Annotated in this window: 11 protein-coding genes and 1 other annotated feature; all 11 genes read left to right on the top strand. The window is 43.9% G+C overall.

The window, feature by feature from the left end; all coding sequences use genetic code 11:
- Positions 1 to 117: 117 nt before the first annotated feature.
- Positions 118 to 651, top strand: a complete 534-nt coding sequence (nusG, locus tag AC4E8A_RS00660) for a transcription termination/antitermination protein NusG (RefSeq protein WP_490196286.1) — start codon at positions 118 to 120, stop codon at positions 649 to 651.
- Positions 652 to 831: 180 nt separating this feature from the next.
- Positions 832 to 1,257, top strand: a complete 426-nt coding sequence (rplK, locus tag AC4E8A_RS00665) for a 50S ribosomal protein L11 (protein WP_148941924.1) — start codon at positions 832 to 834, stop codon at positions 1,255 to 1,257.
- Between the two features lie 120 nt (positions 1,258 to 1,377).
- Positions 1,378 to 2,076: a 50S ribosomal protein L1 gene (gene rplA / locus AC4E8A_RS00670; RefSeq protein ID WP_490196287.1), complete on the top strand. Its 699-nt coding sequence runs from the start codon at positions 1,378 to 1,380 to the stop codon at positions 2,074 to 2,076.
- Between the two features lie 58 nt (positions 2,077 to 2,134).
- Positions 2,135 to 2,276 (top strand) — a sequence feature (ribosomal protein L10 leader region).
- A gap of 43 nt (positions 2,277 to 2,319) precedes the next feature.
- Entirely contained in the window at positions 2,320 to 2,820 is a 501-nt protein-coding gene (rplJ, locus tag AC4E8A_RS00675; RefSeq protein WP_490198738.1) for a 50S ribosomal protein L10, read from the top strand.
- Positions 2,821 to 2,882: 62 nt separating this feature from the next.
- On the top strand, positions 2,883 to 3,245 hold the full coding sequence (gene rplL / locus AC4E8A_RS00680; protein ID WP_490196288.1) for a 50S ribosomal protein L7/L12: 363 nt from the start codon (positions 2,883 to 2,885) through the stop codon (positions 3,243 to 3,245).
- 124 nt (positions 3,246 to 3,369) lie between these two features.
- The gene (locus AC4E8A_RS00685; protein ID WP_490196289.1) at positions 3,370 to 3,975 is read left to right on the top strand and encodes a class I SAM-dependent methyltransferase; all 606 of its coding nucleotides are present in this window, start codon (positions 3,370 to 3,372) and stop codon (positions 3,973 to 3,975) included.
- Between the two features lie 239 nt (positions 3,976 to 4,214).
- Complete coding sequence (rpoB, locus tag AC4E8A_RS00690) at positions 4,215 to 7,772, top strand: DNA-directed RNA polymerase subunit beta (protein WP_490196290.1); 3,558 nt, start codon at positions 4,215 to 4,217, stop codon at positions 7,770 to 7,772.
- Between the two features lie 56 nt (positions 7,773 to 7,828).
- A complete protein-coding gene (rpoC, locus tag AC4E8A_RS00695; protein WP_490196291.1) occupies positions 7,829 to 11,425 on the top strand; it encodes a DNA-directed RNA polymerase subunit beta' in 3,597 nt (1,198 codons plus the stop codon).
- A 135-nt stretch (positions 11,426 to 11,560) separates the two neighbouring features.
- On the top strand, positions 11,561 to 11,809 hold the full coding sequence (locus AC4E8A_RS00700; protein WP_490196292.1) for a 50S ribosomal protein L7ae-like protein: 249 nt from the start codon (positions 11,561 to 11,563) through the stop codon (positions 11,807 to 11,809).
- A gap of 102 nt (positions 11,810 to 11,911) precedes the next feature.
- Positions 11,912 to 12,334: a 30S ribosomal protein S12 gene (rpsL, locus tag AC4E8A_RS00705; protein WP_113929750.1), complete on the top strand. Its 423-nt coding sequence runs from the start codon at positions 11,912 to 11,914 to the stop codon at positions 12,332 to 12,334.
- A 50-nt stretch (positions 12,335 to 12,384) separates the two neighbouring features.
- On the top strand, positions 12,385 to 12,855 hold the full coding sequence (rpsG, locus tag AC4E8A_RS00710) for a 30S ribosomal protein S7 (protein WP_490196293.1): 471 nt from the start codon (positions 12,385 to 12,387) through the stop codon (positions 12,853 to 12,855).
- Positions 12,856 to 12,867 lie beyond the last annotated feature (12 nt).

Below are 12,867 nucleotides of genomic sequence, written 5' to 3' on the forward strand. Positions count from 1 at the left end.
CATTTAATAGCGCAAAACTTCTAGGAACCCGTTGAAAACCGGGTTTTTTCATTTGGGTTAAAAAAATATTCCGATTATATGATATTTAGAGGAGGGACGGACGTTTAGTCCTAATAAATGGAGAAGAATTGGTATGTAGTCCATACTTACTCAGGTTATGAGAATAAAGTAAAAGCAAACTTGGAAAAACGAGTTGAATCAATGGGAATGCAAGACAAAATTTTTCGTGTAGTCGTACCCGAAGAAGAAGAAACAGAAATTAAAAACGGCAAGAAAAAAGTCGTCAAAAAGAAAGTATTCCCTGGTTATGTAATTGTCGAAATAGTTATGACGGATGATTCATGGTATGTTGTCCGCAATACTCCTGGAGTAACAGGTTTTGTTGGCTCTACAGGTTCAGGTTCGAAGCCGACCCCGCTTCTGCCTGAAGAAGTGAACACGCTGCTTAAGCAGATGGGTATGGTAGAAAAGAGACTCGACATAAACTTCGAACTAGGCGAAACTGTTACAGTGACAGAGGGGCCTTTTGCCAACTTCACAGGGCAGATCGAAGAAATCGATGCAGCCAAAGCAAAAGTCAAGGTATTGGTTAATATGTTTGGCCGTGAAACTCCGGTAGAGTTGGAATTTACACAAATTGATAAATTATAATCTAAAAGAACTTGAAATTAGATTGGAAAAGTGATAATATTTCATAAGTCAGTCTGTCTCTGCGAGAGACTGCTGTACTACAAATTAAGTTCTTTATGTTGATAAAGACATTTTCTAAATTGAGTGGGAGGGCAATATTGGCCCTATTACCACATCACGGACTTTAAGGAGGTGTGTCTCGTGGCTAAAAAAGTAGTTAAAGTTGTTAAGTTGCAAATCCCTGCTGGTAAAGCGAATCCAGCGCCGCCGGTTGGTCCAGCGCTTGGTCAAGCTGGTGTTAATATCATGGGATTCTGTAAGGAGTTTAATGCTCGCACAGCTGATCAAGCTGGCTTGATTATCCCTGTTGAAATTTCGGTATTTGAAGACCGTTCATTTACATTCATCACTAAAACTCCACCTGCTGCAGTTTTACTTAAAAAAGCAGCTGGTATCGAGTCAGGTTCAGGTGAACCAAACCGTAACAAAGTTGCAACGGTTAAACGTGACAAAGTACGTGAAATCGCTGAAACAAAAATGCCTGACTTAAACGCTGCAAGCGTTGAAGCGGCTATGTTAATGGTTGAAGGTACTGCGCGCAGCATGGGTATTGTCATCGAAGACTAATACCTGATTAGTTGAATGTGCATGTTGGACGAGGTTGCGATGATGAAATGGTTGTTTCACTCGCAACCTTTATTCGTGGGAGGTTATTCCGCTAAAACCACAATCAAGGAGGAAATAATAATGGCTAACAAAGGTAAGAAATATCTTGAAGCTCAAAAGCTGGTAGACCGTTCTCAAGCTTATAATGTTGCTGAAGCGGTTGAACTAGTGAAAAAGACAAACTTCGCTAAGTTTGATGCATCTGTAGAAGTGGCTTTCCGTCTTGGGGTAGACACTCGTAAAAACGACCAGCAAATCCGTGGAGCAGTTGTGCTTCCGCACGGAACTGGTAAAACTCAAAAGGTTCTTGTATTCGCTAAAGGCGAAAAAGCAAAAGAAGCAGAAGCTGCTGGCGCTGACTTCGTAGGCGATGCAGATCTAATCGCGAAAATCAACCAAGGCTGGTTCGATTTCGATGTCATCGTTGCTACACCTGACATGATGGGTGAAGTTGGTAAACTCGGACGTGTACTTGGACCAAAAGGTTTAATGCCGAACCCTAAAACAGGAACTGTAACTTTCGATGTTGAAAGAGCGGTTAATGAAATCAAAGCTGGTAAAGTGGAATACCGTGCTGACAAAGCTGGTAACGTACATGTTCCAATTGGTAAAGTATCATTTGATACTGACAAGCTTGTTGAGAATTTCACTACAATGTACGATACAATGCTTAAAGCGAAACCAGCTGCAGCTAAAGGAACTTACGTGAAAAACGTAGCTGTTACTTCAACGATGGGTCCTGGAGTAAAAGTAGATCCTTCAACATTCGCTGTAAAATAATTTAAATTTGATATTGACTTAACTGATTGAATGGTATACAATTCATTCTGTTGTTAAAAAATAAATAACATTTGTACCGTAGACAGCAGGGGCTGCATAGCTTAAATTCCTGCCGAGGTAATTGCGATATAACGAATCAATCATTCGTGTGCAATGCCTTCATGTCTATTAGCGATATGAAGGCATTTTTTATTGTGATAGACCGGTATGAATGTTCATCAGAAATCTACAGGAGGTGTAATGATGAGCAGCATTCTTGAACAAAAGAAACAAATCGTTGATGAAATCTCAGACAAGATGAAGAACAGTGTATCTACTATCATCGTAGATTACCGTGGACTTGATGTATCTGAGGTTACTGAACTTCGTAAACAACTTCGTGAAGCTGGCATCGACTTCAAAGTATACAAAAATACAATGACGCGTCGTGCAGCAGAAGCAGCTGGTTTCGAAGGTTTAAATGAAGTATTGACTGGACCGAACGCAATCGCGTTCAGTACAGAAGAGGTTGTGGCTCCAGCGAAGATTCTTAACAACTTTGCTAAAGATCACGAAGCTCTTGAAATTAAAGCGGGTATCATCGAAGGTACAGTAACTTCTGTTGAAGAAGTTAAAGCAATCGCTGAACTTCCATCTCGCGAAGGTCTTCTTTCCATGCTTCTCAGCGTGCTTCAAGCACCAATGCGCAACTTCGCATTGGCTACGAAAGCAGTTGCGGATCAAAAAGAAGAGCAAGGCGCTTAATCCTGCAAGTTAACTTGCAGAAAAAAACTAAACTAACGTTATAATATAGGAGGAAATATAAAATGAGTAAAGAGCAAATTATCGATGCTATCAAAGAAATGTCTGTTCTTGAATTAAACGATCTTGTAAAAGCTATTGAAGAAGAATTTGGTGTAACCGCTGCTGCTCCTGTAGCAATGGGCGCTGCTGCTGGCGGAGACGCTGCTGCAGAGAAAACTGAATTCGACGTTATCCTTGAGAGCGCTGGTTCTCAAAAAATCAAGGTTATCAAAGTGGTTCGTGAAATCACTGGCCTTGGTCTTAAAGAAGCGAAGGAAGTTGTTGATAACACTCCTAAAGCTCTTAAAGAAGGTATTTCTAAAGAGGAAGCTGAAGAACTTAAAGCTAAACTTGAAGAAGTTGGAGCTGGCGTAGAAGTTAAGTAATTCACGACAGATTTTAAAGCTCGCTTATATAGCGGGCTTTTTTGTTCTGTTGGTTGGTATATCCCGCACATAATTCAGGTTGGGTTTCAGTACGTTGCTGAACACTCCGGATGGGAGGCTTTTAATGACAAATCATTATTATTCCCGTACGCCTGAGGTGGAAAGTGACCCTCAGAGTATAGAAGCGGTATTGAGAGAATTTACATTTCGTTTAAAGACAGACCATGGTGTCTTTTCAAAAAATGAGATTGATTTTGGATCCCGGCTCCTGATTGACTCTTTTGCGGAAAATGAGGTTGCAGGGCCGCTGCTTGACGTGGGTTGTGGTTATGGGCCGGTTGGACTTTCAATGGCGAAAGCATTTCCGGAACGGACTGTGCATATGGTCGATGTCAATGAGAGGGCGCTTGGACTTGCAGAGGAAAATGCGGGCGCCAATGGTATTTTCAATGTTTCGATATATGAAAGCAGCTGCTTTAAGAATGTCATTGACAAGAACTTCTCGGCCATCCTGACAAACCCGCCGATAAGAGCAGGGAAAATGGTTGTCCATGAGATCCTGGAAGACAGTTATCATCACCTGATCGAAGGCGGAGAGTTGTGGGTCGTCATTCAGAAGAAGCAAGGTGCAGCCTCTGCGCAGAAAAAGATGGAAGAAGTCTTCGGAAATTCAGAGGTGGCAGCGAAGAAAAAAGGCTATCAGATTTTAAAATCTGTAAAAGAAAATTAATTGACGTAATATAGGGGCTATGTTAGTATTATAAAATGCAAAAATATTATTTTCCGGAATTATGCCCATATGTATAAAGTATGGTATTTTTGGAAAAGATTATAAAATAATAGCTCGTTATGTGGAAAATGAGGTTTTATGGAGTAAAACCCTTTTTCTTTTTGTCTTATGGCAGAGTGGTTGTGCTGCTATAAGACCAATAGAGGCAACCAAAACGTTTGATTTGAGGGGTGAATCAGTTGACAGGTCAACTAGTTCAGTATGGACGACACCGCCAACGCAGAAGTTTTGCGCGTATCAGTGAAGTATTAGATTTACCAAATTTAATCGAAATTCAAACATCCTCCTATCAATGGTTTCTTGATGAGGGATTAAGAGAGATGTTTCGCGACATTTCTCCGATTGAGGACTTCACTGGTAATCTTTCCTTGGAGTTTATTGACTACAGCCTGGGAGAGCCAAAGTACTCGGTGGAAGAATCAAAAGAGCGAGATGTAACATATTCAGCGCCGTTAAGAGTGAAGGTCCGTTTGTTAAACAAGGAAACCGGCGAAGTCAAGGACCAGGATGTATTCATGGGTGATTTTCCGTTGATGACAGATACGGGGACGTTCGTAATCAATGGTGCGGAACGCGTTATCGTTTCACAGCTTGTTCGTTCTCCAAGTGTGTACTTCAGCGGCAAAATGGACAAAAACGGCAAGAAGGGCTTCACGGCTACCGTTATCCCAAACCGCGGTGCGTGGCTGGAATATGAAACAGATGCGAAAGATGTAGTGCATGTGCGTATCGACCGCACACGTAAGTTGCCGGTTACGGTTCTTTTACGTGCACTTGGGTTTGGTTCTGATCAAGAAATCATCGATTTGATTGGTGATAATGAGTATATCCGGAATACACTCGAAAAGGACAATACAGAGGGTATCGAGAAAGCGCTTCTTGAAATCTATGAGCGTCTTCGTCCGGGTGAGCCGCCTACAGTTGAAAACGCCAAGAGTCTATTAGTTTCACGTTTCTTTGATCCTAAGAGATATGATCTTGCGAATGTAGGGCGCTACAAAATGAACAAAAAGCTGCATATCAAAAATCGTCTTTTCGGACAGACTCTAGCTGAGACACTTGCGGATCCGGAAACGGGCGAAATTGTAGCAGAAAAGGGCACCGTGCTTGACCGCCGTGCTCTTGATAAGATCATCCCATACCTGGAAAACGGTATCGGTTTCAAAACTTACCAGCAATCAGGCGGAGTTTTGGAAGAAGATGTCATTCTTCAATCTATTAAAATTTACTCTCCGAACGAAGAGGGAGAAAAAGAGATCAATGTTATCAGTAATGCGTTTGTTGAAGAGGAAATCAAGAACATTACACCTGCTGATATCATTTCTTCCATCAGTTACTTCTTTAACTTGCTTCACGGAGTCGGCGACACAGATGATATTGACCACTTAGGTAACAGGCGTCTTCGTTCTGTTGGTGAATTGCTTCAAAATCAATTCAGAATCGGTCTTTCCCGTATGGAGCGTGTAGTGCGTGAAAGAATGTCCATTCAGGATGCCAACACGATCACTCCGCAGCAATTGATCAATATCCGGCCGGTTATTGCTTCAATTAAAGAGTTCTTTGGAAGCTCGCAGCTTTCCCAGTTCATGGACCAAACCAATCCGCTTGCCGAGTTGACTCATAAAAGACGTCTTTCAGCATTGGGACCTGGTGGCCTGACTCGAGAGCGTGCAGGATTCGAAGTTCGTGACGTTCATTACTCCCACTATGGGCGTATGTGTCCGATCGAAACTCCTGAGGGTCCGAATATTGGATTGATTAACTCTTTGTCCTCTTTTGCAAAAGTGAACCGTTTTGGATTCATTGAAACACCTTACCGCCGTGTCGACCCTGACACAGGAAAGGTGACAAACCGCATGGATTACTTGACTGCGGATGAGGAAGATAACTATGTAGTGGCACAGGCGAATGCCCGTTTGAGTGATGACGGTTCATTCCTTGATGATGAAGTCATCGCGCGTTTCCGCGGTGAGAACACCGTTGTTAAACGTGAGCGGATCGATTACATGGATGTATCACCTAAACAGGTTGTTTCTGCTGCAACAGCATGTATACCGTTCCTTGAGAACGATGACTCGAACCGTGCCCTCATGGGAGCGAACATGCAGCGTCAAGCAGTGCCGCTTATGAACCCGGAATCCCCTATCGTAGGGACAGGGATGGAGCACGTGTCCGCTAAGGATTCAGGTGCTGCTGTTATTTGTAAGCATGAAGGTATTGTGGAGCGTGTAGAAGCGAAACAAGTCTGGGTACGCCAGATCAAAGAAATTGATGGCCAGGAAGTAAAAGGCGATCTAAATAAATATAGAATGCAGAAGTTCATCCGTTCCAATCAAGGAACTTGTTACAATCAACGCCCGATCGTAAGCGAAGGCGACCGTGTGACAAAAGGTGAAATTCTTGCAGATGGTCCTTCAATGGAAAAAGGTGAACTTGCTCTTGGACGTAACGTCATGGTTGGTTTCATGACTTGGGACGGCTATAACTATGAGGATGCAATCATCATGAGTGAACGCCTGGTCAAAGATGACGTTTATACCTCCATCCATATTGAAGAATACGAATCCGAATCCAGAGATACAAAACTTGGACCGGAAGAAATCACAAGGGATATCCCGAATGTCGGTGAAGATGCTCTTCGTAATCTTGATGAGCGCGGGATCATCCGCATCGGTGCCGAAGTCAAAGATGGTGACCTTCTAGTAGGTAAAGTAACGCCTAAGGGGGTAACGGAACTTACAGCAGAAGAAAGATTATTGCATGCCATCTTCGGTGAAAAGGCGCGTGAAGTCCGCGATACTTCTCTTCGTGTACCTCATGGCGGCGGCGGTATCGTCTTGGATGTCAAAGTCTTCAACCGTGAAGACGGAGATGAGCTTCCTCCTGGTGTGAACCAGCTGGTCCGTGCCTATATCGTTCAGAAGCGTAAGATTTCTGAAGGGGATAAGATGGCCGGACGACATGGTAACAAGGGTGTTATCTCACGTATTCTTCCTGAGGAAGATATGCCGTTCCTTCCAGACGGAACACCGATCGATATCATGTTGAATCCGCTTGGGGTTCCTTCCCGTATGAATATCGGGCAGGTACTTGAGCTTCATCTTGGTATGGCTGCAAGGTATCTTGGTATCCACGTAGCATCCCCGGTATTTGATGGTGCACGTGAGGAAGATGTCTGGGCAACGATTGAAGAAGCAGGAATGGCGAGAGATGCCAAGACTGTCCTTTATGACGGCCGTTCTGGTGAACCGTTTGATAACCGTGTATCAGTGGGTATCATGTACATGATCAAACTGGCTCACATGGTTGACGATAAGCTTCATGCCCGTTCCACCGGACCATACTCACTTGTTACACAGCAGCCATTGGGCGGTAAAGCTCAATTCGGCGGACAGCGTTTCGGTGAGATGGAGGTATGGGCACTTGAAGCATACGGTGCCGCATATACATTGCAAGAAATCCTTACAGTTAAATCTGATGATGTTGTCGGCCGTGTGAAGACATATGAAGCGATTGTCAAAGGTGAAAATGTACCTGAACCAGGAGTCCCTGAATCATTCAAAGTATTGATTAAAGAACTTCAAAGCTTAGGTATGGACGTTAAGATCCTTTCAAGCAACGACGAGGAAATCGAAATGCGTGACTTGGAAGATGAAGAGGAATCACAGCAGGCAGATACTTTAAATATCGCAGACAAGGATGAACAGGAATCCGAAACCGTTGGGTCAAAAGAGTAATCGGATTCTGAAGCAATTAGGGTTAGAACCTGTAGATTAAAAGGGAGGTAGGCCCCTTGCTAGATGTTAATAACTTTGAATATATGAAAATCGGCCTTGCATCACCTGATAAGATTCGTTCTTGGTCATTTGGTGAAGTCAAGAAGCCGGAAACAATCAATTATCGTACACTTAAACCAGAAAAAGACGGCTTGTTCTGTGAGCGCATTTTCGGACCTACAAAGGACTGGGAATGCCACTGCGGTAAATACAAGCGCGTCCGCTATAAAGGTGTTGTCTGTGATCGATGCGGAGTTGAGGTTACAAAAGCGAAAGTGCGCCGTGAAAGAATGGGGCATATCGAGCTTGCAGCACCTGTATCACATATCTGGTACTTCAAAGGGATTCCAAGCCGTATGGGACTTGTCTTAGACATGTCCCCCCGCGCTTTGGAAGAAGTCATTTACTTCGCTTCTTATGTAGTAACAGAGCCGGGCGACACGGCACTTGAGAAGAAACAGCTTTTATCTGAAAAAGAATATCGCGCGTACCGTGAAAAGTATGGGGTCAAATTCCAAGCTGCAATGGGTGCTGAAGCAATCAAAAAGATTCTTCAGGACATCGATTTGGATAAAGAAGCCGATTTCTTGAAAGAAGAGTTGAAGACTGCTCAAGGCCAGCGTCGTACTCGTGCAATCAAACGACTTGAAGTGGTTGAATCGTTCCGCAACTCAGGAAACAATCCTGACTGGATGATCCTCGATGTACTTCCTGTCATTCCGCCGGAACTGCGCCCGATGGTACAGCTTGATGGTGGACGTTTTGCAACATCCGATTTGAATGACCTCTATCGTCGTGTTATCAACCGTAATAACCGGTTGAAACGTTTATTGGATCTTGGAGCACCAAGCATCATCGTTCAAAACGAGAAGCGTATGCTTCAGGAAGCAGTTGATGCATTGATCGATAACGGGCGTCGCGGACGTCCGGTAACAGGTCCTGGTAACAGGCCGTTGAAATCTCTTTCGCATATGCTTAAAGGTAAACAGGGACGCTTCCGTCAAAACCTTCTTGGTAAGCGTGTTGACTATTCTGGCCGTTCGGTTATCGTTGTTGGTCCTAACTTGAAAATGTACCAATGCGGCCTTCCAAAAGAAATGGCTCTTGAGTTGTTCAAGCCGTTTGTAATGAAGGAACTTGTTGAAAAAGGCATTGCGCACAACATCAAGAGTGCAAAACGTAAAATCGAAAGAATCCAGCCAGAAGTATGGGATGTGCTTGAGGAAGTAATCAAAGAGCACCCTGTATTGCTTAACCGCGCCCCTACGCTTCACAGATTGGGAATCCAGGCGTTCGAACCGACATTGGTAGAAGGAAGAGCAATCCGTCTTCACCCGCTCGTATGTACTGCTTATAACGCAGACTTCGATGGTGACCAGATGGCTGTCCACGTACCATTGTCCAGTGAAGCTCAAGCGGAAGCCAGAATGCTGATGCTTGCGGCTCAGAACATCCTGAACCCTAAAGATGGTAAACCTGTTGTAACTCCGTCTCAGGATATGGTCCTTGGTAACTACTACCTGACGATGGAACGCGAAGGCGCCAAAGGGGAAGGAAGCACATTTGCTAATGCAAATGAAGCTCTGATTGCATACCAAAATGGATATGTTCACTTGCACAGCCGTATTGCGATTGCAGCCAGCTCGGTTAATAATAAGACTTTCACTGAAAAACAGAATAAACAATTGTTATTAACAACAGTTGGTAAAATCGTCTTTAATGAAATTCTTCCAGACAGTTTCCCTTATATCAACGAGCCGACTCAGAGCAACCTGGAAACAGTGACACCAGAGAACTATTTCGTTGATCCGACAACTGACATCAAAGAAGAGTTTAAGAATAGAGAGTTGATCAACCCGTTCAAGAAAGGGTTCCTTGGAAATGTTATCGCGGAAGTTTTCAAACGCTTTGCGATCACAGAAACTTCCCGCATGCTTGACCGCATGAAGGACCTAGGGTTTAAGTACTCTACAAAAGCCGGTATCACTGTCGGTATCGCAGATATCGTCGTACTTGGCGAAAAAGAAGAAATTCTGAAAGAAGCTCAGTCTAAAGTAGATAACGTGCTGAAACAATTTAAGCGTGGTTTGATTACTGAAGATGAGCGTTATGACAGAGTTATCTCCATCTGGAGTGCTGCCAAGGATACCATCCAAGGCAAATTGATGGCAACGCTTGACCGAAGCAACCCTATCTTCATGATGAGTGATTCCGGTGCCCGTGGTAATGCATCCAACTTCACTCAGCTTGCGGGTATGCGCGGACTGATGGCCAACCCGGCTGGACGTATCATCGAGCTTCCAATCAAATCAAGTTTCCGTGAAGGATTGACGGTATTAGAGTACTTCATCTCCACTCACGGTGCCCGTAAAGGTCTTGCCGATACGGCCCTTAAGACTGCCGATTCAGGTTACTTGACACGCCGTCTTGTCGATGTTGCACAGGATGTCATTGTCCGTGTGGAAGATTGCGGAACAGACCGCGGCCTCCATGTTGCTTCGATCAAGGACGGTACAGAAATCATCGAACCGTTGGAAGAACGTCTTATCGGACGCTATTCCCGCAGGGTAATCAAGCATCCTGAGACCAAAGAGGTAATCGTTGAGGAAAATCAATTGATTACACAGGATCTTGCTAAGACAATCGTTGATTCTGGTATCGAATCAGTCTATATCCGTTCCGCATTCACTTGTAATACACGCCACGGTGTGTGTGAGAAGTGTTATGGAACAAACCTTGCTACCGGCCAGAAGGTAGAAGTTGGTGAAGCGGTGGGTATCATTGCTGCCCAATCTATCGGTGAGCCAGGTACACAGCTTACGATGCGTACCTTCCATACAGGAGGGGTTGCCGGAGACGATATCACACAAGGTCTTCCGCGTATCCAGGAAATCTTTGAGGCACGCCACCCGAAAGGTCAGGCTGTCATTTCTGAAATCGAGGGTGCCATCACGTCCATTTCAGAAGGCAAGGATCGCCAATATGAAATTACTGTACAAGGTGATGTGGAAACCAGGACGTATAATGCTCCATATACTGCCCGTTTGAAATTCGGTGTTAACGACCGTGTCTTAAGAGGTCAGGAGCTTACTGAAGGTTCCATTGATCCGAAAGAATTATTGAAAGTCCGAGATGTAAATGCGGTTCAGGAATACTTGCTTCGTGAGGTTCAAAAAGTATACCGTATGCAGGGTGTTGAAATCGGCGATAAGCACGTAGAGGTAATGGTACGTCAAATGCTGAGAAAAGTAAGAGTGATCGATGCAGGGGAAACGGATGTTCTTCCTGGTACATTACTCGACATCCACCAATTTACGGATGCCAACGAAAAAGCGATTCTTGAGGGTTCTGTGCCAGCTACAGGCCGGCCTGTGTTGCTTGGTATCACGAAAGCATCTCTTGAAACAGACTCATTCTTGTCTGCCGCATCCTTCCAGGAGACAACACGTGTCCTTACAGATGCAGCGATCAAAGGCAAGCGTGACGAACTTCTCGGCTTGAAAGAAAATGTCATCATCGGTAAACTTGTTCCAGCAGGAACAGGAATGCAGCGCTATCGCAAAGCAGAACCGTTGATGGAAGAAGAAACAGAAGAGACAGTGACAGTAGAATAATTTACTATTAGTGCGGCATTGTTTAGAACGCCGCACTAATAAATTATTTATTATGTTGTTGACAATAGATTTCTAAGATGATAATATATTCAAGGTTGCTCCTATACTGTAACCTGTTACTTTGGAGGATGAAATATGTCTTATGAAAAAGTATCACAGGCTAGTGAAATCATTGTAGGAACAAAGCAGACAGTCAAAGCTCTTAAAAACGGTCTTGTATCAGAGTTGGTCGTAGCCGGAGATGCTGATCATAAGGTTACAGCCAAGGTCATACAAACAGCCGATGAAATGGATGTTCCAGTGACACGAGTTGATTCCATGCGAAAGCTAGGGAAGTCATGCGGGATAGACGTTGGAGCCTCAGCTGTTGCTATTATTAAGTAAAATAGTTTTTGCAGCACTATCACTGCAAAGACTTTGTTTTTACACAAAAATGAACCACCTGGATGTGTGGGCTTATAAAAAGCAAGAAGGGAGGATATATCCATGCCTACTATTAACCAATTAGTGCGTAAACCACGCCAATCTAAATCAACAAAGTCTACTTCACCTGCTTTGAATAAAGGTTACAACAGCTTCAAAAAAGTGAACACTAACCTTTCTTCTCCACAAAAACGCGGTGTTTGTACTCGTGTTGGTACAATGACTCCAAAGAAACCAAACTCAGCGTTGCGTAAATACGCTCGTGTGCGTCTAACAAACGGAATCGAGGTAACTGCATACATTCCTGGGATTGGTCACAATCTTCAAGAGCACAGTGTTGTACTTATCCGCGGCGGACGTGTAAAAGATTTACCGGGGGTACGCTATCACATCGTTCGCGGTGCGTTAGATACAGCTGGTGTTGAAGGTCGTATGCAAGGCCGTTCTAAATACGGTACTAAGCGTCCTAAAGCAGCTAAGAAATAATTAAACAGAACTTAACGAATAGATAACTTTCGTTGAAAGGAGGAAAACACATGCCACGTAAAGGTCCTGTAGCAAAAAGAGACGTATTGCCAGATCCAATGTACAATTCCAAACTAGTTTCTCGTCTAATCAACAAAATCATGATTGACGGTAAGAGAGGTAAAGCTCAAAAGAAACTATACGCTGCGTTTGATATCATCAGCGAGCGTTCTGGGAAAGATGCAATGGAAGTTTTCGATCAAGCTCTGAAAAACATCATGCCAGTATTGGAAGTAAGAGCTCGTCGTGTTGGTGGTGCAAACTACCAGGTTCCTGTAGAAGTTCGTCCAGAGCGTCGTACTACTTTAGGTCTTCGTTGGTTAGTAAACTACTCTCGTCTTCGCGGTGAAAAGACAATGGAAGAGCGTTTAGCTAACGAAATCCTTGATGCAGCAAACAACACAGGAGCGTCTGTTAAAAAGCGTGAAGATATGCATAAGATGGCTGAAGCGAACAAAGCGTTTGCTCACTATCGCTGGTAATCTTCAACTATA

This window comes from Bacillus sp. SRL337 (genome assembly GCF_984799155.1).

Bases quoted from the DNA above. Each gene is read 5' to 3' on its own strand.
- rpsL (WP_113929750.1), top strand. From the start codon at position 11,912: ATGCCTACTATTAACCAATTAGTGCGTAAACCACGCCAATCTAAATCA.
- rplJ (WP_490198738.1), top strand. From the start codon at position 2,320: ATGAGCAGCATTCTTGAACAAAAGAAACAAATCGTTGATGAAATCTCA.
- rplA (WP_490196287.1), top strand. From the start codon at position 1,378: ATGGCTAACAAAGGTAAGAAATATCTTGAAGCTCAAAAGCTGGTAGAC.
- rpsG (WP_490196293.1), top strand. From the start codon at position 12,385: ATGCCACGTAAAGGTCCTGTAGCAAAAAGAGACGTATTGCCAGATCCA.
- nusG (WP_490196286.1), top strand. From the start codon at position 118: ATGGAGAAGAATTGGTATGTAGTCCATACTTACTCAGGTTATGAGAAT.
- rplL (WP_490196288.1), top strand. From the start codon at position 2,883: ATGAGTAAAGAGCAAATTATCGATGCTATCAAAGAAATGTCTGTTCTT.
- AC4E8A_RS00700 (WP_490196292.1), top strand. From the start codon at position 11,561: ATGTCTTATGAAAAAGTATCACAGGCTAGTGAAATCATTGTAGGAACA.
- AC4E8A_RS00685 (WP_490196289.1), top strand. From the start codon at position 3,370: ATGACAAATCATTATTATTCCCGTACGCCTGAGGTGGAAAGTGACCCT.